We start from the raw sequence: 24,090 nt of genomic DNA, 5'->3' as shown, positions 1-24,090 counted from the left end.
TGTCCGGTCAGCACAGGCCCGCGGGCCTGGAGGCGCGGCAGGAGTTGCGGTCGAAGGCGTTGCCGCTCTTCGCGGCCTCCTGGTTGACCAGGTCCGCCGGGGAGTTGGCCGACAGCTGGTTGCCGGTGATCCGGTTCCGCTCGCTGGGGGCGCCGACGAAGCTCTTGAACAGGACGATGCCGCCCGACAGCGGGGACTTGCCGAAGTGGCCGGTGACGGTGTTCCGGGAGATCAGGGTCTTCTCGGTGCCGGTGAGCACGATGCCGGAGCCCTGGAGGTGGGGCAGCCGGGCGGTCTTCGGGCAGTACTTGTTGTTCCGCTCGACCAGGTTGGCGCGCACGGTCAGCGCGCCCGCCCGGGGCTTGTTCTCGTCGCCCACCACGAACACGCCGGCGCAGTTGCCGGTGACGTGGTTGCGCCGGACGGTGAGGTTGCGCAGCCGGCGGACGGTCAGGCCGATCCGGTTGCCCTCCAGCAGGGTGCGCTCGACCACCGTGCCCTTGCTGTCCTTGGCGCCCTGCTCGGCCTTGACGCTGTTGGCGAGGAACAGGCCGGCGTCGCCGTTGCGCCGGGCGGTGTCGCCCCGGAAGAGCCCCCGGGTGGAGTGCTGCTGGGCGATGCCCCACTGGCCGTTGTCGTCGGCGGTCACCCCGGTCACGGTCAGCCGGTCGGTGCCCATGGACCACAGGCCGACCTTGGCGAAGCCGGTCACCTTGAGATCGGCGACGGTGACGTCCCGCAGGGGCTTGTTCTTGCCGCCGATCACGCAGATGCCGTTGCCGGACCCGCGACAGGTGGGGGTGGCCCCCTTCGCGGGCGGTACGGCCTTGGGCCCCGCGGGCGGCCGGATGACGGTGCGCGGGCCCGCGCCCCGCAGGGTCAGCGCGGCGGTCCGCACGGTGACGCTCTCGTGGTAAGTGCCGGCCAGCACCCGCACGATGTCGCCGGGCCGGGCGGCGTTCACCGCCTTCTGGATGGACTCACCCGGATGCACCACGAGGGTCCGGTGGGCCGCCGACGCCGGGGCTGCGCCGGCGAACGCGCCGACGAAGGCCGTGGCGCATGCGAGGTACGTAATATGGCGTTTTGTCACACTCTGAAGGCTAAGAGCCGATGAGCTGATTACCTGCCGGATGCTCCGTTCGGTGGCGTGTCAACGACAAACCCCGCACCCTTCGGGGGCGCGGGGTCTCGTCGATGGCGTACGGGGGTGCGGTCAGCGCCCCCGGGGTCCGCCCTTCGGCAGCTTCATGCCCTTGGGCATCGGGCCCTTGGGCAGCGGCATGTTGCTCATCAGGTCGCCTAGCGCACGCAGCCGGTCGTTGGTGGCGGTCACCTGGGGGCCGGTGAGCACCCGCGGGAGCTTCAGCAGGGTGGTGCGCAGCTTCTTCAGCTCGACCTGGCCCTCGCCGGTGCCCACGATCACATCGTGCACCGGCACGTCCGCGACGATGCGGTTCATCTTCTTCTTCTCGGCGGCCAGCAGGGTCTTCACCCGGTTCGGGTTGCCCTCGGCGACCAGCACGATGCCGGCCTTGCCGACGGCCCGGTGCACCACGTCCTGGCTGCGGTTCATCGCCACCGCCGGAGTCGTCGTCCAGCCCCGGCCGATGTTGTCCAGCACGGCCGCGGCGGCGCCCGGCTGGCCCTCCATCTGGCCGAAGGCCGCCCGCTCGGCCCGGCGGCCGAACACGATGGCCATCGCCAGCAGGGCGATCAGCAGACCGAAGATGCCCAGGTAGACCGGGTGCCCGAGCAGGAAGCCGATCACGAGGAAGACACCGAGGACGCCGATGCCGACGGCCGCGAGTACAAGACCGATCTTCTTGTCGACCTTGCGGGTCATCTGGTACGTCAGGGCGATCTGCTTCAGTCGCCCGGCATTCGCGGCGTCCGCCGCGGTTTCCTTCCTCGCCATGTCACGAAGTCTACGTGCCCCCGGGAGCGCCGACGACGGCAGTGCCCGGCGGGGCCCGCCCCCGGGACGGGGCGGGGGCGTCAGGAGCGGCCGGCGGCCTGCTCCAGGAACCGCTGCGCCTCGACCCGGTCCTGGGCGCGACGGCGGTCCTCCAGGACGGACGTCCAGGCGTTGCGGCGGGCGGTGCGCTGGCCGCCGCTCAGCAGCAGGGACTCGACACGGCGGAGCGCGTCGGTGAAGGACGGGATGGCGGTGGCGCGCACGGGTGCTGCCTGCATGGGCGGGATCCCCCCTCGAAGCGGTGGAGATAGGGGCATGACACCAAGGGTCACTGTCTGGTGTTACCAGGGCGTGACCGACCGGTCAAACAGTGGTGAACCCCCCGGTGCGGGGGCCGGAACGCCGACGCGGCCCCGCCGCCGCCCTCATCAGCGAGGACGGAGGGGACCGCGTCGACCCGGCCGCTACCGGCCGGTAGTGATGTGTGCGGCGATTCACACGCGCGGCTCACACCGCGGGTCTCACGCCTTGGGGCTCACACCGCCTGCGCGGCGATGAACGCACCCCGCTTCTCGACGGCCATCTGGTACAGCCGCCCGGCGCGGTAGGAGGAGCGCACCAGCGGGCCGGACATCACACCGGAGAAGCCGATCTGCTCGGCCTCCTCCTTCAGCTCCACGAACTCCTGCGGCTTCACCCAGCGCTCCACCGGGTGGTGCCGGACGGACGGGCGCAGGTACTGGGTGATGGTGACCAGCTCGCAGCCCGCCTCGTGCAGCTGCCGGAGCGCCTCGCCGACCTCCTCGCGGGTCTCGCCCATGCCGAGGATCAGGTTCGACTTGGTGACCAGGCCGAAGTCGCGGGCCTCGGTGATGACCTTCAGGGAGCGCTCGTAGCGGAAGCCGGGGCGGATCCGCTTGAAGATCCGGGGGACCGTCTCGACGTTGTGCGCGAAGACCTCGGGGCGGGAGTCGAACACCTCGGCCAGCTGCTCGGGCACCGCGTTGAAGTCGGGGGCGAGCAGCTCCACCTTCGTGCGGCCGTCCTCGCGGTCCGCCGTCTGGGCGTGGATCTGGCGCACGGTCTCGGCGTACAGCCAGGCGCCGCCGTCCGACAGGTCGTCGCGGGCGACGCCGGTGATGGTGGCGTAGTTCAGGTCCATCGTGACCACGGACTCGCCCACGCGGCGCGGCTCGTCGCGGTCGAGCGCCTCGGGCTTGCCGGTGTCGATCTGGCAGAAGTCGCAGCGCCGGGTGCACTGGTCGCCGCCGATGAGGAAGGTCGCCTCGCGGTCCTCCCAGCACTCGTAGATGTTCGGGCAGCCGGCTTCCTGGCACACCGTGTGCAGGCCCTCGCTCTTCACGAGGTTCTGCATCTTCGTGTATTCGGGGCCCATTTTCGCCCGGGTCTTGATCCACTCGGGCTTGCGCTCGATGGGGGTCTGGCTGTTGCGGACCTCCAGGCGCAGCATCTTGCGTCCGTCCGGTGAGACTGCGGACACGTCGGCTCCCTGTGACTTCGATTCTTCGGCGTACACCAGGGTACGCCCGTGCTCATTGCGCCCTGCCGGTGAGACCAACCCCGCGTCCACGGGGCGCATTCCCGGCGCGGGTGATCAGGCGGACGCCTTCTCGATCTCCCGGGGCTTGAGGTCCGCGTTCTCCAGGACGTCCCTGAGGTGCCGCTCCACCACCGGCACGACCTCCTCGACCGTGATGTCCCGGCCCAGCTCGCCCGCGAGGGAGGCCACGCCCGCGTCGCGGATGCCGCACGGGATGATCCGGTCGAACCACTTCATGTCCGGGTTCACGTTGAACGAGAAGCCGTGCATCGTGACGCCCTTGGCCACCCGGATGCCGATCTGCGCGATCTTGCGGTCCTCGCGCCGCTGGCCCGCGTTGGAGGGGGCGTACTCCGGGCCGTTGAGCCGGGGGTCGAACTCCTCGTCGGTCAGGCGCGGGTCGAAGTCCAGGGAGAGCCCCCCGAGCGCGGGCCGCCGCTCGACCGGGTCGCCGAGCACCCACACGCCGCTGCGGCCCTCGACCCGGGTGGTCTCGAGGCCGAACTCGGCGCAGGCGCGGATGAGCGCCTCCTCCAGCCGCCGCACGTGCGCGACCACGTCCACCGGGCGGGGCAGCTTCTGGATCGGGTAGCCCACCAGCTGGCCCGGGCCGTGCCAGGTGATCTTGCCGCCGCGGTCCACGTCGACGACCGGGGTGCCGTCCAGCGGGCGCTCGCTGTCCTCGGTGCGCCGGCCGGCCGTGTACACCGGCGGGTGTTCCAGGAGGAGCACGGTGTCGGGGACCTCGTCGGCGAACCGGGCCGCGTGGATCCGGCGCTGCTCGTCCCAGGCCTCCTGGTAGTCGACGGCATCGGCACCGAATCCCCTGCGGACGAACCGCAACTCACTCACGGCAAGCGCCTCCCTCGGCGATGGGTGTGTCAGGCATGTATCGCGCCCACGCCACTGTACGTCCGACCCCTCCAGGTCAGCCCCGCGGGCGTAGCTCACACGAACGGATGAATGAGTGGTGAAGATTGTGATCGCACGCTCACTCTCCGCTACATTCGCGCCGTTCGTGAGCCATAAGGGCTGCTCAAAGGCAATCCGGGCACGTCGACAGGCCCGGAAGGCAGGAGACCGCACCGCAGATGACGGACCGACCCGCGCAGCGCACCCCCAACCGCCAGCTCGCCGCGCTCATCGCAGAAGCGGGGTTCTCCAACGCGGGTCTGGCCCGCCGGGTCGATCAGCTCGGTCAGGAACACGGGCTGGACCTCAGATACGACAAGACATCGGTCACCCGCTGGCTGCGCGGGCAGCAGCCGCGCGGGACGACCCCCGCCCTGATCGCCGAGGTGTTCACCCGCCGGCTGGGGCGCCGGCTCACCGCCCAGGATCTCGGCCTGGACTCCTGTGCGCCGGTGTACGCCGGGCTGGAGTTCGCGGCCACCCCGGAGGAGGCCGTCGACATCGTCAGCGGGCTGTGGCGCAAGGACTCCGGCAGCCACGCCGAGCTGCGCAAGATCGCCTTCACCCCGGCCGGCCTGGTCGTGCCCAGCCGGGACTGGCTGATCGGCAAGCCCGACGACCGGGTGGCCCACGAACCGGGGCCCCGGGTGCCGCCGCAGGGCCGCCCCGGCACGGCCAGGCCCCCGCTCCCGCCGGGGGCGGCGGCCGTGGCCCGGGCCCGCGCGAGCGTCGAACGCGCCCCCAGCCACCGGGTCACCCCCGGTGACATCGCCGCGCTGCGCTCGGTCGGCGAGCTGTTCCGCACCCTGGACGACCGGTTCGGCGGCGGCCACGCCCGGCAGGCGCTGGTGCGCTACCTGGAACACGAGTGCGAGCCGATGCTCCGCGGCAGCTACGGCGAGCAGACCGGCCGACGGCTGTTCGGCGCCGCCGCCGACCTGACCCGGCTCGCGGGCTGGACGTCGTACGACATCACCGCGCACGGACTCGCCCAGCGCTACTTCGTGCAGGCCCTGCGGCTCGCCCAGGCCGCCGGCGACCGGGCCTACGGCTCCTACGTCCTGGTCACCATGAGCCGCCAGGCCGTCTACCTCGGCCACGGCAGGGAGGCCGTGCAGCTGACCCGGGTCGCCCAGCAGGGCGTGGGCAGCGGGGCCCCGCCCGTCGTCCAGGCGCTGCTGCACGCCTCCGAGGCACGGGCGCACGCCGTCCTGGGTGAGATCCGGGCGTGCGCCGCGGCGCAGATCCGGGCCGAACGCGCGCTGGGGGCGGCCCGGCCCGGGGACGAGGTGCCGCACTGGGCCCGGTTCTTCGACGAGGCGCAGCTCGCCGACGAGTTCGGCCACTGCCACCGGGACCTCCAGCAGTACCGGGCCGCCGCGCAGCACGCCGAGCGCGCCCTCCAGCTGCGGGCGCCCGTGCACGCCCGCAGCCGGCTGTTCTGCCGGGTCGTCCTCGCCACCGCGCGGCTCGGCCTCGGCGAACTCGACCAGGCGTGCGCGCTGGCGGCGGAGGCCGCGGGGCAGGCGGCGGAGATGCGGTCCGCCCGCGCGGTGGAGTACGTGAAGGACTTCGAACGCCGGCTGGAGCCGTACCGGGACGCGGCGCCCGTGCGCGGCTACCGGGAGAAGGTCGCGGCGCTGGGGTAGGGCCCGGCGCGTCTCACGCCGCCCTCGGCAGTGTCGGGGCCGGGTCCGCGCGGTGCATCGGGCCCGCCGCGCCCAGGTCCGCCAGGAGGGCCGACGTCGCCCGGCGGGCGGAGTGCAGCGCGCCCTGCACCGTACTGGTGTCGCGGTGGTCGCCGCAGACGTACAGGCCCGCCAGGAGGCGTACCGGGCGGCGCGGGTCGTGCGGGGGGCGCATGGCCGGGACCGCCTCGGGAGTGTGGTGCACGGCCAGCGTCTCCCAGCGGCGCGTGGAGGTGCCGTAGAGGCGGGAGAGGTGGATGCGGACGGCGGTGTCGACGCCCTCCGGCGGCGGACCCAGCACGGTCGAGGAGATCAGCACCCGGCCGGCCGGGGCCCGGCCCGGGTCCACGGTGCTGAGCACCGCCGTGTGCGCCACCGGCCCGCCCCGGTCCGCGTCCAGCAGCAGCGAGGCGCCGGTCGCGAACGCCTCCGCGGGCTCGTCCGTGGTGTGGTGGACCACCGTCACCGGATGGAAGTCCGGCACCCGCAGGCCCGGCAGCAGCTCCGCCGCGGCCCGTGCGTCGGTGGCCACGAGCACCGCCCGGCAGCGGATCTCGCCGTGCTCGGCGGTGCTCACCGAGGTCGTGGACACCGAGGTCACGCGCACCCCGGTGTGCACCGTGCCCGGCGGCAGCATCCCGGCCAGCAGCTGCGGCACCCGCTCCGCGCCGCCCTCCGGCACGCACAGCCGGCCGCTCGCGAAGGCGCGCAGCGCGAGATCGGCGCACCGGCTGGACGTGGTCAGCTCCGGGTCGCACAGCAGCGCGGCCAGCAGCGGGCGCAGGAAGCCGTCGATGGTGCGCGGCGGCACCCCGCGCCGGGCCAGCGCCTGGGCGGCGGGCAGCTCCGGGCGGGCCAGGACGCGCTCGACCGGGGTCGCCGCGAGCCGGCCGAGCGCGGCACCCAGCCGGGCCTGGTCCACCGCGCCGCCCACCGGTGCCGCGCCGGCCCGGCCGGGCGTGACCGTCGTACCCCGGCCGGTCGCGGCCCGGGCCGCCGTCGCCCGGGGCGCCGTGCCCCTGGGCGGGCCGGCGAGGGCGCGCACCGCATGGAGTGCGCCCCGTGCGCCCCGTGCGCTCCCGCCGACCGCCGGCGTGCCCGCGCGCTGGAGGCAGCCGTCGCGGTGCAGCAGCACGCCCGGCGCGAAGCGGCGCACGGCCAGCCCGGCCAGGCCCGGGGTCAGCCGGAGTTCGGGGCAGGACGTGGTCAGCAGCTGTCCGAAGCGGTCGAGCCGGAAGCCGTCGACCTTCTCCGTCGCCATGCGGCCGCCGACGTACGGGGCGGCCTCCAGGACCGCGGTGGTGACTCCGGCGCTGGTCAGCCGGTGGGCGGCGGAGAGGCCGGCGATGCCGGCCCCCACGATGACGACGTCCACCTGGTACGCGGGCTCAAGCACGAGGCCCCTCCTGTGGTTACGCGGCCGGGGGAGGAGCCATGCCTCCCACTGGCGCCACGGATACCCGAGTTCGGATCGAGGTTAGGGCGGTGATCTGTCCGGAGGAGTCGCGCATCAACAGGGCACGGTCGCATGGAGGTCGCATACGGTCACTTTTGTTCGCCCTTGTTGCCAACCGGCTCACTACGCCGCGCGGATCGCCTCCTCGATGCCCGGGAACGCGAACCGGAACCCCGACTCCAGCAGCCGTCTCGGCACCACCCGCTGACTGCCGAGCACATCCCCGGCCATCTCCCCGAGCACCGCCCGCAGCACGCCGGCGGGCACCGCGCACACCGCCGGCCGGCGCAGCACCCGGCCCATCGCCGCCGTGATCTCCCGGTTCGTCAGCGGCTGCGGGGCGGTCAGGTCGAACGGGCCGGACAGGTCGTCCCGGTCGATCAGATGCCGGATCGCGGCCACCTCGTCGTGCAGCGCGATGTACGACCAGTACTGCCGCCCGTCGCCCAGCCGCCCCCCGAGACCCGCCCGGAACAGCGGGAACAGCCGTCCCCACGCCCCGCCGCCGCGGGCCACCACCAGTCCCGTGCGCAGGAGCACCGTCCGCACCCCGGCCTCCTCGGCGGGCGCCGCGGCCTCCTCCCACTCCACGCACAGCCGGGCCAGGAAGCCGTCCCCCGGGGGCGCGTCCTCGTCCACCACCCGGTCGCCGGTGTCGCCGTAGAAGCCGATCGCGCTGCCGTTCAGGAAGGCCCGGGGCGGCTTCGGCAGCGACGCCACCGCCTCGGCGAGCGCGGCCGTGCCCAGCACCCGGCTGTCCCGCAGCACCCGCTTGTACTCCGGGGTCCAGCGCCGGTCGCCCACCCCGGCCGCCGCCAGGTTGACCACCACCTCGCACCCGGTCAGCCCGGCCGCGTCGACCCGGCCCCGCTCCGGGTCCCAGCGGACCTCGTCCGGGCCCCGGGGCGCCCGGCGCACCAGCCGCACCACCTCGTGCCCGTCCGCGGTCAGGGACCGCACCAGAGCGCCGCCGATGAGACCGGACGCGCCGGCCACCGCGATACGTGAACGTTCCATGACCCCCAGCATGACCCCCGCGCGCCCCGGAAGACCCACCGGGCGCCCGGACCGCGCGTCGTAGGGTGATCTTCATGTCCGAGCCCTCCATACGCACCGCCCAGGCCGACGACGAGGAGGAACTCGCCGTCCTCGACCGGGCCACCTGGTCCACCCTGCACGCGGTCATGCCCCGGCCGCGGCCGCCGTACCCGCCGTTCTTCGACGACCGGCACCCCCCGGAGGACTTCCTCGTCGCCGAGGACGGGGACGCCCGGGCCGGCGGACGCCTCCTCGGCTACATCCGCCTCGCCCACCCCACCCCGCTCGCCTCCAACGCGCACGTCCTGCAGATCCAGGGGTTCGCCGTCGCCGAGGAGGCGCGCGGCCGGGGCGTCGGGCGGGCGCTGGTCCGGGCCGCCGTCGGCCGCGCACGCGAACGCGGCGCCCGGCGCCTGACCCTGCGCGTGCTCGGGCACAACACCCCGGCCCGGGCGCTGTACGCGTCCGAGGGGTTCGCCGTGGAGGGCGTACTGCCGGGGGAGTTCCTCATCGACGGCCACTACGTCGACGACGTGTGCATGGGCCGGTCCCTGTGACCGTGACCCGGGGGCGCTAGGCGGCGACCAGGTCGCCCGTGTCCACCGGTGCCGTGGCCGTGGCCGCGCGCTCGGCGTCGCCCGTCACCTCGGCCGCCGTCAGCGCGTACCCCGTCCCGTCGTCCGAGGCGGACCGGGCGAAGACCAACCCGAAGACCCGGCCGTCCGGGGTCAGCAGCGGGCCGCCGGAGTCGCCCGGCCGGATCGGGGCACGGATCGCGTAGACCTCCCGGGTGACCGTGTGCTCGCTGTAGATGTCCGCGCCGATCGCCCGCACCCGGCTCGTGACCGTCGCCGCCCGCAGGTCCAGGCCCCCGTTCTGCGGGTAGCCCGCCACCACCGCCGCGTCCCCGCGCCCGGCGCCCGGGGCGAACCGCAACGCCGGCGCGCGCAGCCCGGGCACGTACAGCACCGCCACGTCCCGGCCCGGGTCGAAGAACACCACGCGGGCCGGGTACGACCGTCCGGTGCCGCCGACCCGCACGCCCGGGCGGTCGATGCCGGCCACCACGTGCGCGTTGGTCAGCACCCGCCGGGACGCGTAGACGAACCCGGTGCCCTCCCGGCCCTCGGCGCCCGCGGCTCCCGTGATCTTCACCGTGCTGTGCCGGGCCGCCTTCGACGCGGCCGCGGTGACGCCGTCGCCCGGCGGCCGGGCCACCCCGGCCGCCGACCGGGTTTCGAACGGGTCGGACACCCGCGGCAGACCGGCGTCCGTCAGCCTGGCCGCGGCCCGCGAGAACCAGGCCGGCGCGGTCGCCGGCATCCGCTGCCCCACCGCCTTCAACAGCGCCGAGTCCCCGATCGCCGCCGACAGCGCCGGCGCGGGGGCCGCGCCCAGCACGCCCGCCGCCACCCAGGCCACCACCAGCACCGCGACCCCGTTCACCGCGGCGCCCCCGACGCCGTCCGCGACCCGCAGCGGGCCCCGGTCCAGCCGCGCGCGCAGCCGCGGCGCCGACCGGCCCGCGAGCTGCCGGCCCAGCAGCGCCGGCCCCAGCACCGTGGCCGCCGCGAGCGCCGTCGCCGCCGTCGAACCCCGTGCCACCTGGGCCGTCGCCCACGGCAGCAACCACACCCCGACGAGCGCGCCGCCCACGAACCCGGCCAGCGAGACACACCCGGCCACCAGCCCGCGCCGGTATCCCGACAGGGCGCAGCAGACGGCCACCACAGCGAGCAGCAGATCCAGCCGGTTCACGGAACAGCCTTTCTCCCGGGCCCCCGGATCCCCCTGCCACGACGAGGCTTGCGCCAAGTGGCAGAACGCGCGTCGCGGCCACGGCCCGGCGGCTTGACAGTGGGACCATGCGTGTCCTGCGAAGAGCCCCGCGGGCCCCGGCACGGCCGGCCGCGGGGACCCCCCGTCCCGCCCGGCGGACCCCCGGTGCGCTGCTGGTGCTGCTCGGCTGCCTGCCCGGGCTGCTCGCCGTCGGCGCGCTGGCCCTGTGCGCCCGGGGCGGCGAACGCGCCGCCGTCTCCCGCCCCGACCGCCCCGCCGCCGGTGCCCGGCCGCCCGTCGGGCACCGGGCCGTCCGGCCGCGCATCGTGCCGCGCTCCGCCTGGCTGGACCGCGTCACCGGGCACACCCAGCCGCCGCCGCGCTACGACGACAAGGTGGTCGCCGTCTTCCTGCACCACACCGACTCGCCCAACGGCTACGCCTGCGCCGACGCGCCCCGCATCATCCGGGGCCTGTACGCGGGCCAGACCGGCGCCCGGCGCTGGGACGACATCGGCTACAACTTCCTCGTCGACCGCTGCGGGACCATCTACGAGGGCCGCGCCGGGGGCATCGACCGGCCCGTGACCGGCGCCCACACCCAGGGCTTCAACCACCGCACCGCCGGCATCGCCGCCCTCGGCACTTTCACCGCCGGCGCCGCCGTGCCCCGGGCCATGACCGACGCCATCGCCGCCCTCGCGGCCTGGAAGCTCGGGCTCGCCGACATCGACCCGCGCGGCCGGGCCCGGCTGGTCTCCAGCAGCGGCCAGAGCCGCTACCGGACGGGCGCCACCGCCACCCTGCCCGCCCTCGCCGGGCACGACGCCGGATTCCGCACCAGCTGCCCCGGCGAGGCCCTCACCGCCCGCCTCCCGGCCATCCGGGAGCATGCCGCCCTGCTCCAGGGCCGTCCGGCCACCGCCCGGCCGCACCGCCCGCACCTCACCGGCCGGCCGAGGGCACCCCGCGGTCCGGGCACGCCCCGCCCCACGGCCGCCTCCGGCACGGGCACCCACCGGGCCGGTGCCGGTGCCGGGGAGCACGGAAAGCGGCCGTGACGGCGGGCCGGACCGACCGGAGGCGGTAGGCGCGAGGTACGGCCAGGGGCCCCGAAGGGCCGGCGTCGCCCCGGCGCGGCCCGCGGCCGGGGCGGGGCGGGAGCGGGCGGCAGCGCCCGCCGACGGAGTCCGCCCGCGTACGGCCCCGCACGAGGCGGCCGTCATGTCCGCAACCGCTCCCACAGCCGGGGGAACCGCTCGGCGAGCACCCGGTCGTCCTCCAGGTCGAGCGCGGTGCCCCCCGGCTCGGCCGGCGCCGGGGCGAGGCCCAGGTCGGGCGCGACCGTGCCGGTCAGCTGCTCGTACGCCTCGTCGGCCGCGTAGCCCAGCTCCTCGCCGTCGCCGTCGATCTCCTCGTCGAACTCGCCCAGCAGCCCGGCCAGCGCGTCCGGGTCGTGCAGGGCCCCCTCGAAGACCTCCCGGCCCTGCCCGATCAGCCAGCACCGGAAGAAGTCGAACGCGTCGTCGCTGCACCCGTCCAGCAGCAGCCAGGCGGCCCCCCACAGATCCCAGCGGTAGGCGCGGTTGTAGCGGGCCTCGAAATGACGGGCGAAGTCCAGGACCCGCTCCGGATCCAGCGCGAGAAGCCGCTCCACGAGCAGGTCGGCCTGCTCCTCGGGGTCACCCCCGGCGGCCTGGCGGGTGGAGTCGATCAGCTCCCAGAACTCCGTCTCGTCCATCACGCCACCAGCATCGGGCCTGATCCGGCGGCACGCACCCGGAGTACGGCGGACTCGCTCAGCCGTCCCCGCCGTGGTACAGGGCGGCGGCGCGGGCCGCGTCCGCCGCGAACCGCTCGCGCAGCGCGGCCGGCGCCAGCACCTCGGCCTCCGGGCCGAGCGCCGTCAGCTGCTCGTACGCGACCTCCTCCGACTCCACCGGCAGCGTCACCGTCACCCGGCCCGCCGCGTCCGGCGCGCCCGGCTCCGCGAGGGCCGTCCGCGCGGCGAGCGGGTCGACGGCGTGCGGCAGCCGGCGCACCCCCTCCGGGGAGAGCCGTACGACGACCTCGGCGCGCAGGATCGAGCGGGCGAACCGCTCGGCCTGCTCCGCCCAGAAACCGGGCAGATCGAATTCCGGATCGCGCTCGAAGCGCTCGTCCAGCGCCTCCACGTCGGTGAACCGGTCGATCCGGTACGTCCGGAAGGAACCGCTTCCCGCGACCCGCGCGCACAGGTACCAGACACCGGCCTTCAGCACGAGCCCGTACGGCTCCAGCCGCCGCTCCACCGTGTCCCGCCCGCGCCGGTACCGGGCGAGGACCCGGCCGTCGCCCCACACCGCCTCGGCGAGCACGGGCAGCGGCGCGGGCGTCACCGGCTCCCGGAACCAGGCGGGCGCGTCCAGGTGGAAGCGCTGCGCGGCGGTGTCCGGGGCGTCCCGCAGCGAGGGCAGCAGGGCCGCGGACACCTTCAGCCGGGCCGCCGAGGCGGCGTCCTCGAGCCCCATCTCCCGCAGCGCCCCCGGCACCCCGCTCAGGAAGAGCGCCTCGGCCTCGCCGCGGGCCAGCCCGGTCAGCCGCGTCCGGTACCCGCCGACCAGCCGGTACCCCCCGGCCCGCCCCCGGTCCGCGTACACCGGCACGCCCGCCTCCGACAGCGCCTGCGCGTCCCGCGTCACGGTCCGCTCCGACACCTCCAGCTCCCGGGCCAGCTCGGCGGCGGTCATGACGGGCCGGGACTGGAGAAGCAGGACCATCTTGATGAGCCGGGCCGCACGCATGCGTTCATGATGCCGAACGGCACCGACGACGCGGACCGCGGGGGAAGACGAACGCGGGGGAAAGACGAACGCGGCGGACAGGAGCGCGTCCGCACCCGCGAAGGCGCGCACCCTCCTGTCCGCCGCGACGGCGCTCGGCCGCGACGGCCGGCCCGGCGGTGCCGGGCCGGCCGTCACGGTCCGCCGGCCTTCTTACAGGCCGTACTTCTCCCGGGCCTCCTTGACGGCCGTCGCCTTGACCTCGCCGCGGCGGGCGAGCTGGGCGAGGGCGGCCACGACGATCGACTCGGCGTCGACGCCGAAGTGGCGGCGGGCGGCCTCACGGGTGTCCGACAGGCCGAAGCCGTCGGCGCCCAGCGAGGACCAGTCCTGCTCGACCCACTGCGCGATCTGGTCCGGTACCTGGCGCATGTAGTCGGACACCGCGAGGACGGGGCCCTCGGCGCCCTGCAGGGCCTGGCGGACGTACGGCGCACGGTCCTCGCCGCGCAGCAGCGCCGCGTCGGCCTCCAGCGCGTCCCGGCGCAGCTCGGTCCAGGAGGTCGCCGACCACACGTCCGCGGCCACGCCCCACTCCTCGGCCAGCAGCTTCTGCGCCTGGAGCGCCCAGTGGATCGCCGTGCCCGAACCCAGCAGCTGGATGCGCGGGGCGCCCGCCGCGACGGCGATGCCCGCCGACTCCGCCGTGTTGAAGCGGTACAGGCCCTTGACGATGCCCTCGTCGATGCCGAGGCCCTGCGGCTTGGCCGGCTGCGGCAGCGGCTCGTTGTAGACCGTCAGGTAGTAGAAGACGTTCTGGTCCTCGCCCGGCTTGGCCTCGCCGTACATCCGGCGCAGACCCTCACGGACGATCACCGCGATCTCGTAGGCGAACGCGGGGTCGTACGTCAGCGCGGCCGGGTTGGTCGCGGCGATCACCGGGGAGTGGCCGTCGGCGTGCTGGAGGCCCTCGCCCGTCAGGGTGGTGCGGCCCGCCGTCGCGCCGATGAGGAAGCCGCGGCCGAGCTGGTCGCCGAGCTGCCACATCTGGTCGGCCGTGCGCTGCCAGCCGAACATCGAGTAGAAGATGTAGAACGGGATCATCGCCTCGCCGTGCGTCGCGTACGACGACGAAGCGGCGATGAAGTCGGCCATCGAACCGGCCTCGGTGATCCCCTCGTTGAGGATCTGGCCGTTCTTGGCCTCCTTGTAGTACATCAGCTGGTCGCGGTCGACCGGCTCGTACGTCTGGCCCTTGGGCGAGTAGATGCCGAGCGACGGGAAGAGGCTCTCCATGCCGAAGGTGCGCGCCTCGTCCGGGACGATCGGCACCCAGCGCTTGCCCGTCTCCTTGTCGCGGACCAGGTCCTTGACCAGGCGGACGAAGGCCATGGTGGTGGCCACGTTCTGGGAGCCGGAGCCCTTGTCGAAGGAGGCGAACGCCTTCTCGGCCGGGGCCGGCAGCGCGGGCAGCGGGTGCGTGCGGCGGGCCGGGGCCGGGCCGCCGAGGGCCGCGCGGCGCTCCTGGAGGTAGCGCACCTCGGGGGAGTCGGTGCCCGGGTGGCCGTAGGGCACCACGCCGTCGACGAAGTCGCTGTCCTTGATCGGCAGACCGAGCCGGTCGCGCATCGCCTTGAACTCGTCCACCGTCAGCTTCTTCATCTGGTGGTTGGCGTTCTTCGACGCGAAGCCCTCGCCCAGGGTGTGGCCCTTGACCGTCTGGGCCAGGATCACGGTCGGCGCGCCCTTGTGCTCGACGGCGGCCTTGTACGCGGCGTAGACCTTGCTCGCCTCGTGACCACCGCGCGAGAGGTGGAAGCACTCGAGGATCTTGTCGTCGCTCAGCAGCTTGGCCATCTCGGCCAGCGCCGGGTCCTTGCCGAAGAAGTCCTCGCGGATGTAGGCGGCGTCGCGGGTCTGGTACGTCTGGACCTGCGCGTCCGGCACCTCGCGCAGCCGGCGGACCAGCGCGCCCGTGGTGTCCAGGGCGAACAGCTCGTCCCAGGCCGAGCCCCACAGCGTCTTGATCACGTTCCAGCCGGCGCCGCGGAACTGGGCCTCCAGCTCCTGCACGATCTTGAAGTTGGCGCGGACCGGGCCGTCCAGGCGCTGGAGGTTGCAGTTGATGACGAAGGTGAGGTTGTCCAGCTGCTCACGCGAGGCCAGCGCGAGGGCGGCCGTGGACTCCGGCTCGTCCATCTCGCCGTCGCCGAGGAAGGCCCAGACGTGGGACGCGGAGACGTCCTTGATGCCGCGGTTGGTCAGGTAGCGGTTGAACCGCGCCTGGTAGATCGCCGACAGCGGGCCGAGGCCCATGGAGACCGTCGGGAACTCCCACAGCCAGGGCAGTCGGCGCGGGTGCGGGTAGGAGGGCAGGCCGTTGCCGCCGGCCTCCTGGCGGAAGTTGTCGAGGTGCGCCTCGTTCAGGCGGCCGTCGAGGAAGGCGCGGGCGTAGATGCCCGGGGAGGCGTGGCCCTGGATGTACAGCTGGTCGCCGGAACCGTCGCCCTCCTTGCCCTTGAAGAAGTGGTTGAAGCCGGTCTCGTACAGCCAGGCGGCGGAGGCGAAGGTCGCGATGTGGCCGCCGACGCCGTGCTTGCTGCCGCGGGTCACCATGGCCGCCGCGTTCCAGCGGTTCCAGGCGGTGATCCGGGCCTCCAGCTCCGGGTCGCCGGGCAGGGCCGGCTCCGCGGAGGTGGGGATGGTGTTGACGTAGTCCGTCTCGAGGAGCTTCGGCAGCGCGATGCCGCCCGCCTCGGCGCGCTCCAGCGTGCGGCGCATCAGGTACGCGGCGCGGTGCGGTCCGGCTTCCCTGGCCACGGCGTCCAGGGAAGCCTGCCATTCGGCGGTCTCCTCCGGGTCGCGGTCCGGGAGCTGGTCGAGCGCGCTCGGCTGGATGGCGTGGGGGTCGGTCATGTCGCCGCCTTCCTCAGTCGAAGGGGGTTCCCTCATCGTCAAGGGTTCGGGGGTGCCCTAGGTCTTTGGCAGGACAGGGCAGCGGACTTCGGTGGAAGTCCGTCGGCGACTGTAACCCTCTGATCGATGATCGATCAAAGGGTAGAGGCGGAAAAAGCCCCGATTCCGGGAAAGTAGGCACCCGGTGCCTTCGAAATGGGCACCCGGTGCCGCTTTCGGGAGGGGTTTTCGCAGGTGAGCGTGGGTGTGCTCGGCTGGGTCAGGCGCGCGGCGCGCACCCCAGCACATGCGCCTTCACCAGTTCCGCGATCCGCGGATCACGGCGCTTGAACGCCTGCACCAACTCCTCGTGCTCCTCCGCGTACGACTGCTGGACCGTGCCCAGCCAGCGGATCGACAGCGCCGTGAAGACCTCGATGCCCAGCCCTTCCCACGTGTGCAGCAGCACCGAGTTGTGCGCGGCGCGCACCAGCTCCCGGTGGAAGCCGACCGTATGCCGCACCTGGGCCGTGCCGTCCGCTTCCCGGTCGGCCTCGTACAGGGCCGTGACGTGCGGTTCCAGCGCCGAGCAGTCCTCCGCGAGACGCTCCGCGGCCAGCTCGGCGGCGATGGCCTCCAGCCCCGCCCGGACCGGGTAGCTCTCCTCCAGGTCGGCGGCCGTCAGATTGCGGACGCGTACGCCCTTGTTCGGGGCCGACTCGATCAGCCGCAGCGACTCCAGCTCGCGCAGGGCCTCCCGCACCGGGGTCTGGCTGACCTCCAGCTCGGTGGCGATCCGCCGCTCCACGATCCGCTCGCCCGGCTGCCAGCGCCCGCTGACGATTCCCTCCACGATGTGCTCGCGGATCTGCTCGCGCAGCGAGTGGACGACGGGCGCGGTCATGACGGCTCCTTAGGGAGGGGCCGTCCTGCGGCCCCCGGGGGCTTTGACGTTTAGACAATACGGCTGGTTCGCGTCGCGGGGAGGGCGCGCGGGGGCGCTTTGATGCAGGTGAGACGAGCCTTACACGCTCCGCATCCGGACAAACACGAACACCCCGCCCGGAAGAAAACTCCGGGCGGGGTGTCGTCTGCCTGAGCAGGCGTGATGCGGTCAGAGGCCGAGCTCGACCTCGAACTCGCCGGCCTCCAGGATCGCCTTGACCGCCGTCAGGTAACGGGCCGCGTCGGCGCCGTCGACCAGGCGGTGGTCGTAGGAGAGGGTCAGGTAGGTCATGTCGCGGACGCCGATGACCGTGCCCTCCTCGGTCTCGATGACGGCCGGACGCTTGACCGTGGCACCGATGCCGAGGATCGCGACCTGGCCCGGCGGCACGATGATCGTGTCGAACAGCGCGCCGCGCGAACCGGTGTTGGAGATGGTGAAGGTCGCCCCCGACAGCTCGTCCGGGGTGATCTTGCCGGCGCGGACCTTGCCGGCCAGCTCCGCCGTGGCCTTGGCGATGCCCGCGATGTTCAGGTCGCCGGCGCGCTTGATGACCGGGGTCATCAGGCCCTTCTCGGAGTCCACCGCGATACCGATGTTCTCGGTGTCGAAGTAGGTGATGGTCCCCTCGGCCTCGTTGATCTTGGCGTTGATGACCGGGTGGGCCTTCAGCGCCTGCGCGGCGGCCTTGACGAAGAACGGCATCGGGGAGAGCTTGACGCCCTCGCGGGCCGCGAAGGAGTCCTTCGCCCGGGCGCGCAGCTTCATCAGACGGGTGACGTCGACCTCGACGACGGACGACAGCTGCGCCTGCTCGTGCAGCGCCTTGACCATGTTGTCGCCGATGACCTTGCGGATGCGGGGCATCTTGACGGTCTGGCCGCGCAGCGGGGAGGCCTCCAGCGCCGGGGCCTTCTTCGCGGCGGCGGCCGGGGCGGCCGCGGCGGGGGCCGGGGCGGCGGTGGCGGCCTTCGCGGCCTCGGCGGCGGCGAGGACGTCCTGCTTGCGGATCCGGCCGCCGACGCCGGTGCCCTTGACGGTGGCCAGGTCGACGCCGTTCTCGGCGGCGAGCTTGCGCACCAGCGGGGTCACGTACGCGCCCTCGTCGGTCGCCTGGGTGGCGGTCGGCGAGGTCGGCGCGGTGGCCGGGGTGACCGGAGCCGGGGCCGGGGCGGGCGCCGGAGCGGCGGCGGGCGCGGCCTGGGCGGCGGGCGCCGGAGCCGGGGCGGGCGCCGGGGCAGCGGCCGGAGCCGGAGCCGGAGCCGGGGCGGGCGCCGGAGCGGGGGCGGGCGCCGGGGCCGGAGCGGCCTCGGCAGCGGGGGCCGGGGCGGCCGGGGCGGCCTCGGCGGCGGGGGCCGGGGCGGCACCCGGGGCACCGATGACGGCGAGCTTGGCGCCGACCTCGGCCGTCTCGTCCTCGCCGACCACGATCTCCAGCAGCACACCCGAGGCGGGCGCGGGGATCTCGGTGTCGACCTTGTCCGTGGAGACCTCGAGCAGCGGCTCGTCGGCCTCGACGGTCTCGCCGACCGACTTCAGCCAGCGGGTCACGGTGCCCTCGGTGACGGACTCGCCCAGCGCGGGCAGTACCACGTCGGTGCCCTCGGCGCCGCCTGCCGGGGCGGCCGGTGCGGCCTCGGCGGCGGGGGCGGGGGTCTCGGCCGGGGCCTCGGCGGCCGGGGCGGGGGCAGGCTCGGCGGCGGGGGCCTCGGCGGCCGGAGCGGCCTCGGCGGCGGCGGGCGCACCCGTGCCGTCGTCGATGAGGGCCAGCTCGGCGCCGACCTCGACCGTCTCGTCCTCGGCCACCTTGATGGAGGCCAGGATGCCCGAGGCGGGGGCGGGGATCTCGGTGTCGACCTTGTCCGTCGAGACCTCGAGCAGCGGCTCGTCGGCCTCGACGCGCTCGCCCTCGGCCTTCAGCCAGCGGGTGACAGTGCCCTCGGTGACGCTCTCGCCGAGCGCCGGAAGGGTTACGGAAACCGCCATGGTTTCGGTTGCTCCTAACGAATTGCGGAAGTCTGTGGTCGTCGCGCCCGAAGACGGAAGGCGTCAGTCGTGCATGTGGAGGGGCTTGCCGGCCAGGGCCAGGTGGGCCTCGCCGAGAGCCTCGTTCTGCGTCGGGTGGGCGTGGATGAGCTGGGCCACCTCGGACGGCAGCGCCTCCCAGTTGTAGATCAGCTGCGCCTCGCCGACCTGCTCGCCCATGCGGTCGCCCACCATGTGGACGCCGACCACGGCACCGTCCTTGACCTGGACGAGCTTGATCTCGCCCGCGGTCTTCAGGATCCGGCTCTTGCCGTTGCCGCCGAGCGGGAACTTGATGGAGACGACCTTGTCCGCGCCGTAGACCTCCTTGGCCTTGGCCTCCGTGATGCCGACGGAGGCGACCTCCGGGTGGCAGTACGTCACCCGCGGAACACCGTCGTAGTCGATCGGGACGACCTTCAGGCCGGCCAGGCGCTCCGCCACCAGGATGCCCTCGGCGAAGCCGACGTGCGCGAGCTGGAGGGTCGGGACGAGGTCGCCGACGGCGGAGATGGTCGGGACGTTGGTGCGCATGTACTCGTCGACGAGGACGTAGCCGCGGTCCATCGCGACGCCCTGCTCCTCGTAGCCGAGGCCCTGGGAGACCGGGCCGCGGCCGACGGCGACGAGCAGCAGCTCGGCCTCGAACTCCTTGCCGTCCGCCAGGGTGACCTTCACACCGTCCTGGGTGTACTCGGCCTTCTGGAAGAACGTGCCCAGGTTGAACTTGATGCCGCGCTTGCGGAAGGCGCGCTCGAGAAGCTTGGAGGAGTTCTCGTCCTCGACCGGGACGAGGTGCTTGAGGCCCTCGATGACCGTGACGTCGGCGCCGAAGGACTTCCACGCCGAGGCGAACTCGACGCCGATGACACCGCCGCCGAGGATGATGGCGGACTTCGGCACGCGGTCCAGGACCAGGGCGTGGTCGGAGGAGATGATCCGGTTGCCGTCGATCTCCAGGCCCGGCAGGGACTTCGGCACGGAACCGGTCGCCAGCAGGATGTGGCGGCCCTGGACGCGCTGGCCGTTCACGTCGACGGAGGTGGGGGAGGACAGCCGGCCCTCGCCCTCGATGTACGTCACCTTGCGCGAGGCGATCAGACCCTGCAGACCCTTGTACAGGCCCGAGATGACCTCGTCCTTGTACTTGTGGACGGCCGGGACGTCGATGCCCTCGAAGGAGGCCTTGACGCCGAACTGCTCGCTCTCGCGGGCCTGGTCGGCGATCTCGCCCGCGTGGAGCAGGGCCTTGGTGGGGATGCAACCCTTGTGCAGGCAGGTGCCGCCGACCTTGTCCTTCTCGATCAGGGCGACGTCCAGGCCCAGCTGAGCCCCGCGCAGGGCCGCGGCGTAACCACCGCTACCACCGCCGAGGATCACTAGGTCGAAAACGGTGCTGGCGTCGTTCGCCACGTCACGTCCTCCATGCATGTGCGCCGTACGCCGGTCGGCGATGACCGGCAGGCGGCTGGTGTCCGGCCGCTTGATGCTTCGGCCCTTCGGTGGGGGCCCTGTCCTGCCGGGCTCCATCTTTGCACTTGTCGGACGAGATCGAGACGCCGGGCCGGTGTGTGAGACGTCCCACGTTCGGCGGCGCCGAGGGGGCGCGGGGCCGTATCCGGTGTGCGGCTCCGCCGCGTGGGCGCGACCGGCCTCCACGCGACGGAGCCGCCGGACGGCGGACCGGCCCCGGCTCTCAGGCGGGCATCAGCCCAGGTCACCCTCGGCCGTGAGCTCCGCCAGCCGCACCAGCGTCCGCACCGCGGAGCCCGTGCCGCCCTTCGGGGTGTACCCGAACGGCCCGCCCTCGTTGAACGCGGGCCCGGCGATGTCCAGGTGCGCCCAGGTGATGCCCTCGCCCACGAACTCGCGCAGGAACAGGCCGGCCACCAGCCCGCCGCCCCAGCGCTCGCCCATGTTCGCGATGTCGGCCACCTGCGAGTCCATGCCCTTGCGCAGGTGCTCCGGCAGCGGCATCGGCCAGGCCGGCTCGCCGACCTCCTCGGCCGCCTCGTGCACCGCGGAGCGGAACGCGTCGTCGTTGGCCATGACGCCGAACGTCCGGCTGCCCAGCGCCAGCATCATCGCGCCGGTCAGCGTGGCGACGTCCACGATCGCGTCCGGGTTCTCCTGCGAGGCCGCCCACAGCGCGTCGGCGAGCACCAGCCGGCCCTCGGCGTCGGTGTTGAGCACCTCGACCGTCTTGCCGCTGTACATGCGCAGCACGTCACCCGGGCGGACGGCGGAGCCGGACGGCATGTTCTCGGCCAGCGCCAGCCAGCCGGTGACGTCGACCTCCAGGCCGAGCCGGGCGGCGGCGACGACCGCGGCGAACACGGCGGCGGCGCCGCTCATGTCGCACTTCATCGTCTCGTTGTGCCCGGCCGGCTTCAGCGAGATGCCGCCCGAGTCGTAGGTGATGCCCTTGCCGACGAGGGCCAGGTGCTTGTCCGCCTTCGGGTGCTTGTACGACAGCTTGACCAGGCGCGGGGTGGCCGCCGAACCGCCGCCGACGCCGAGGATGCCGCCGTAGCCGCCCTTGGCCAGGGCCTTGTCGTCGAGCACCTGCACCTTGATGCCGTGCTCCTTGGCCGCGGTCTGCGCGAGGGCGGCGAAGGCGGCGGGGGTGAGGTCGTTCGGCGGCATGTTGACCAGGTCGCGGGCGCGGTTCAGCTCCTCGCAGACCGCGACGGCGCGGGCGAGCGCGCCCTTGTGGGCGGCGTCGCGCGGCTTGCCGCCGAGCAGCGCGGCCTCGGCCAGCGGCGCCTTGCCGTTCTTGGCCCGGGCGTTCTTCGCGTCCTGGGCGCCGCCCTTGTAGGCGTCGAAGGAGTAGGCGCCGAGCAGGACGCCCTCGCCGATGGCGCCGAGCGCGCCGGGGCCGTCGACGGGCAGCGCGAACGCGGCCTTCCTGGCTCCGGTGAGCGCGCGGGCGGCCACACCGGCGGCCTTGCGCAGCGCCTCGGCGTCGTAGCCGGCGTCGTCGCCCGTGGGCTCGGCGCCCAGGCCCACCGCCACCAGGAGCGGGGCCTTGAAGCCGGCCGGTGCGGGCAGCTTCGTCAGCTCGCCCTCGGCACCCGAGGCGCCGAGGGTCTCCAGGACGCCGGCCAGCTTGCCGTCGTACGCCTTGTCCACGGCCTCGGCGCCCGGCGCGACGACGGGCCCCTGGGCGCCCTTGGCGACACCGATCACGATCGCGTCGGCCCGCAGGCCGGGCGCCGCGGCGGTGCTGAGAGTCAGAGCAGTCACGGTGGTGAGTTCTCGCTTCCGATGTGAAGTTGCAGTGGCCGAAATGGGGTGGGTCGACCGGGCCCGAGAGCCGACCCTAGGTCCAGGCCTGGGGACAGGTGGCAACCGGGGCCTTCACCCTGTCGGCGAACACCCGGGACGAGACTACGCGCGTGGGTGCGTTCGCTCATTCCTTCGGGTGTTCACCCGCGTGTGGCGTCGTGTCCACGGAGGGCTTCCCGGAGGGCTCCGCGGAGGGCCCCGCGGCGGCGGCTAGCGGCCGAGCGCGAACACGACGAGCACGGTCGTCGCCGCCGTCTCCGCGAGCGCGCCGAACACGTCCCCGGTCACTCCGCCGAACCGGCGCACGCACCGCCGCAGCAGCGCTTCGGCGACCACGGGAGCGGCGGCCACCGCGAGGGCGGTGCGCACGGCGTCGTACCCGCCGAGGCAGGCGCCCGCCGCCCCGGCCGCCGCCGTCACCCCGGCCGCGACGGCCAGGGCTGCGGCCCCCGGCACCACCCCGGCCACCGCCGCGCCGAGTCCTTCCGGGCGGGCGGGCGGAACCCCGGCGCGGGCGGCCAGGGTGAGCGCGAGCCGGGCCGCGACCGCCGAGACGACGGCGGCGAGCGCGCCGCGCGCCCAGGAGTCGCCGTAGAGCTGGGCCAGTACCGCCACCTGGGCCAGCAGCACCAGGACGAGGGTGAGCACCCCGAACGGTCCGATGTCCGACTGCTTCATGATGCGCAGCGCGTCCTCGGCGGGCTTGCCGCTGCCCAGCCCGTCGGCGGTGTCGGCCAGCCCGTCCAGGTGCAGCCCGCGGGTCAGCGCGGCCGGTACGGCGACCGAGGCGACGGCGGCGAGCGGCGGACCGGCGCCCAGGCGGAGCAGCAGCAGCCCGAGCCCGGCCGCGGCGGCGCCGACGACCAGCCCGGCCGCCGGGGCGCACAGCATCCCGCCGCGCGCCGCCGCCCGGTCCCAGCGGCGCACCCGCACGGGCAGCACGGTGAGCGTCCCGAAGGCGAACCGCGGACCGTCGGACACGGAGGGCGGGGGAGAGGACGGGGACGGGGACGGGGAGGACGAGGACGACGTGGCCACCGGCGCAGGGTACCGGCGGCCCCGGGCCCCGGCGGACCCCGGGGGGACGGCCGGGGTTCACGGGCGGGCCGGCGGGGTGCCCGGGCCGGGTGCGGGCCAGGCACCCGGCCGGCGAGGGGGACGGGGGCGGGCCGGGCGGTCCCGCAGGGCGGCCAGCAGGCACAGCAGTCCGACCACGGTGAGCGCGGCCAGGTGCTCCTTGCCCGCCAGGTTCTCCTTCAGCAGCACCTCGGCCACCATCGCGAGGGTCACCGCGCCCGCCGTCGCGTAGGCGCCGTACCGCCAGCCGGCGTACACCGCGAGCCCCACGACCGCCGCCGAGGGGCCGGTGTCCACCACCTGCGCGTCGGTCCAGGGCAGCCCGAACGGGGCGTGCGCGCCGAGGGTGACGCCGAGGCGCGCGTACAGGGTCCCGGCGAGCGTGGCGGCGTAGGCGACGGTCAGCGTCCGCCACCGGCCCAGGCACAGCTCGGCGACCCCGAACACCAGCAGGATCTGCGCCAGCGCCCCCCACACCGGCAGGTCCGGCGCGGGCACGAACAGCGACAGCGGGGTGCGCAGCAGGGCCGCCCACAGCGGGTCGTCGGCCCGCACGGCACCCAGGTTCCGCACGAGCGGGTATCCCCACGGCTGGTTCTGCGCGTAGTGGAGGAAGGCCGTCAGGCCCACCGCGGCCAGGGTCATCGGCGGTACCGGCAGCCGCCGCCGGCGCAGCGGGCCGCGCACGGCGGCGTACAGCGGGCCCCACTCGGCTCGGGCCCAGCGGGCGAGCGTTCCCTTCACG

General features: G+C 74.2%; 20 protein-coding genes. 3 read left to right on the top strand and 17 right to left on the bottom strand.

Features of this window, described 5'->3' with window-relative positions:
* Positions 1–7: 7 nt before the first annotated feature.
* The 5 genes from ACZ4W9_RS27555 to lipB all read right to left on the bottom strand — a co-directional run bounded on the left by ACZ4W9_RS27555 (position 8) and on the right by lipB (position 4,331).
* Complete coding sequence (locus ACZ4W9_RS27555) at positions 8–1,093, bottom strand: right-handed parallel beta-helix repeat-containing protein (RefSeq protein ID WP_467940284.1); 1,086 nt, start codon at positions 1,091–1,093, stop codon at positions 8–10.
* A 123-nt stretch (positions 1,094–1,216) separates the two neighbouring features.
* Complete coding sequence (locus ACZ4W9_RS27550; protein WP_467940283.1) at positions 1,217–1,918, bottom strand: DUF4191 domain-containing protein; 702 nt, start codon at positions 1,916–1,918, stop codon at positions 1,217–1,219.
* 80 nt (positions 1,919–1,998) lie between these two features.
* Entirely contained in the window at positions 1,999–2,196 is a 198-nt protein-coding gene (locus ACZ4W9_RS27545) for an SCO2195 family GlnR-regulated protein (protein ID WP_318203922.1), read from the bottom strand.
* A gap of 257 nt (positions 2,197–2,453) precedes the next feature.
* Entirely contained in the window at positions 2,454–3,419 is a 966-nt protein-coding gene (gene lipA, locus ACZ4W9_RS27540) for a lipoyl synthase (RefSeq protein WP_467940282.1), read from the bottom strand.
* Between the two features lie 114 nt (positions 3,420–3,533).
* Complete coding sequence (lipB, locus tag ACZ4W9_RS27535) at positions 3,534–4,331, bottom strand: lipoyl(octanoyl) transferase LipB (protein ID WP_467940281.1); 798 nt, start codon at positions 4,329–4,331, stop codon at positions 3,534–3,536.
* 239 nt (positions 4,332–4,570) lie between these two features.
* On the opposite strand from lipB, the gene ACZ4W9_RS27530 reads away from it, so the two are divergent.
* Entirely contained in the window at positions 4,571–6,040 is a 1,470-nt protein-coding gene (locus ACZ4W9_RS27530) for a regulator (protein WP_467940279.1), read from the top strand.
* A 13-nt stretch (positions 6,041–6,053) separates the two neighbouring features.
* On the opposite strand, the gene ACZ4W9_RS27525 is transcribed toward ACZ4W9_RS27530, so the two are convergent.
* A complete protein-coding gene (locus ACZ4W9_RS27525) occupies positions 6,054–7,475 on the bottom strand; it encodes an NAD(P)/FAD-dependent oxidoreductase (protein WP_467940277.1) in 1,422 nt (473 codons plus the stop codon).
* Positions 7,476–7,658: 183 nt separating this feature from the next.
* Positions 7,659–8,552: a TIGR01777 family oxidoreductase gene (locus ACZ4W9_RS27520; RefSeq protein ID WP_467940276.1), complete on the bottom strand. Its 894-nt coding sequence runs from the start codon at positions 8,550–8,552 to the stop codon at positions 7,659–7,661.
* A 74-nt stretch (positions 8,553–8,626) separates the two neighbouring features.
* Here ACZ4W9_RS27520 and ACZ4W9_RS27515 point away from each other — a divergent pair, with 74 nt between their 5' ends.
* On the top strand, positions 8,627–9,130 hold the full coding sequence (locus tag ACZ4W9_RS27515; protein WP_467940274.1) for a GNAT family N-acetyltransferase: 504 nt from the start codon (positions 8,627–8,629) through the stop codon (positions 9,128–9,130).
* Between the two features lie 16 nt (positions 9,131–9,146).
* Here the strand turns inward: ACZ4W9_RS27515 and ACZ4W9_RS27510 are convergent, their stop codons facing one another.
* Positions 9,147–10,331: a MarP family serine protease gene (locus ACZ4W9_RS27510; RefSeq protein WP_467940273.1), complete on the bottom strand. Its 1,185-nt coding sequence runs from the start codon at positions 10,329–10,331 to the stop codon at positions 9,147–9,149.
* A gap of 107 nt (positions 10,332–10,438) precedes the next feature.
* On the opposite strand from ACZ4W9_RS27510, the gene ACZ4W9_RS27505 reads away from it, so the two are divergent.
* On the top strand, positions 10,439–11,413 hold the full coding sequence (locus tag ACZ4W9_RS27505) for a peptidoglycan recognition protein family protein (protein ID WP_467940271.1): 975 nt from the start codon (positions 10,439–10,441) through the stop codon (positions 11,411–11,413).
* Positions 11,414–11,574: 161 nt separating this feature from the next.
* Here ACZ4W9_RS27505 and ACZ4W9_RS27500 read toward each other — a convergent pair whose 3' ends face one another.
* The 9 genes from ACZ4W9_RS27500 to ACZ4W9_RS27460 form a co-directional block, all read right to left on the bottom strand.
* Positions 11,575–12,093 carry a DUF4240 domain-containing protein gene (locus tag ACZ4W9_RS27500; protein ID WP_467940321.1) on the bottom strand — a complete coding sequence of 173 codons (519 nt, stop codon included), beginning with the start codon at positions 12,091–12,093 and terminating at the stop codon, positions 11,575–11,577.
* A gap of 58 nt (positions 12,094–12,151) precedes the next feature.
* The gene (locus ACZ4W9_RS27495) at positions 12,152–13,135 is read right to left on the bottom strand and encodes a helix-turn-helix transcriptional regulator (protein ID WP_467940269.1); all 984 of its coding nucleotides are present in this window, start codon (positions 13,133–13,135) and stop codon (positions 12,152–12,154) included.
* 192 nt (positions 13,136–13,327) lie between these two features.
* The gene (gene aceE, locus ACZ4W9_RS27490; RefSeq protein ID WP_467940268.1) at positions 13,328–16,030 is read right to left on the bottom strand and encodes a pyruvate dehydrogenase (acetyl-transferring), homodimeric type; all 2,703 of its coding nucleotides are present in this window, start codon (positions 16,028–16,030) and stop codon (positions 13,328–13,330) included.
* 259 nt (positions 16,031–16,289) lie between these two features.
* Complete coding sequence (locus tag ACZ4W9_RS27485; protein WP_467940267.1) at positions 16,290–16,913, bottom strand: GntR family transcriptional regulator; 624 nt, start codon at positions 16,911–16,913, stop codon at positions 16,290–16,292.
* 210 nt (positions 16,914–17,123) lie between these two features.
* Positions 17,124–18,941 (bottom strand): 2-oxoglutarate dehydrogenase, E2 component, dihydrolipoamide succinyltransferase, encoded by a 1,818-nt coding sequence (gene sucB / locus ACZ4W9_RS27480; protein WP_467940265.1) that lies wholly within the window; start codon positions 18,939–18,941, stop codon positions 17,124–17,126.
* A gap of 63 nt (positions 18,942–19,004) precedes the next feature.
* Positions 19,005–20,393, bottom strand: coding sequence for a dihydrolipoyl dehydrogenase (gene lpdA / locus ACZ4W9_RS27475; RefSeq protein ID WP_030616724.1), 1,389 nt, complete (start codon positions 20,391–20,393; stop codon positions 19,005–19,007).
* 294 nt (positions 20,394–20,687) lie between these two features.
* The gene (locus tag ACZ4W9_RS27470) at positions 20,688–22,226 is read right to left on the bottom strand and encodes a leucyl aminopeptidase (protein ID WP_467940263.1); all 1,539 of its coding nucleotides are present in this window, start codon (positions 22,224–22,226) and stop codon (positions 20,688–20,690) included.
* Positions 22,227–22,478: 252 nt separating this feature from the next.
* Positions 22,479–23,249, bottom strand: coding sequence for an adenosylcobinamide-GDP ribazoletransferase (locus ACZ4W9_RS27465; protein ID WP_467940262.1), 771 nt, complete (start codon positions 23,247–23,249; stop codon positions 22,479–22,481).
* 114 nt (positions 23,250–23,363) lie between these two features.
* Positions 23,364–24,089, bottom strand: coding sequence for a hypothetical protein (locus ACZ4W9_RS27460; protein WP_467940261.1), 726 nt, complete (start codon positions 24,087–24,089; stop codon positions 23,364–23,366).
* Position 24,090: the final 1 nt, after the last annotated feature.

This window comes from Streptomyces sp. NPDC029296, assembly GCF_055569255.1.
Note: the sequence above shows the minus strand (reverse complement) of the source record. Positions and strands in the feature narration are given on the sequence as shown.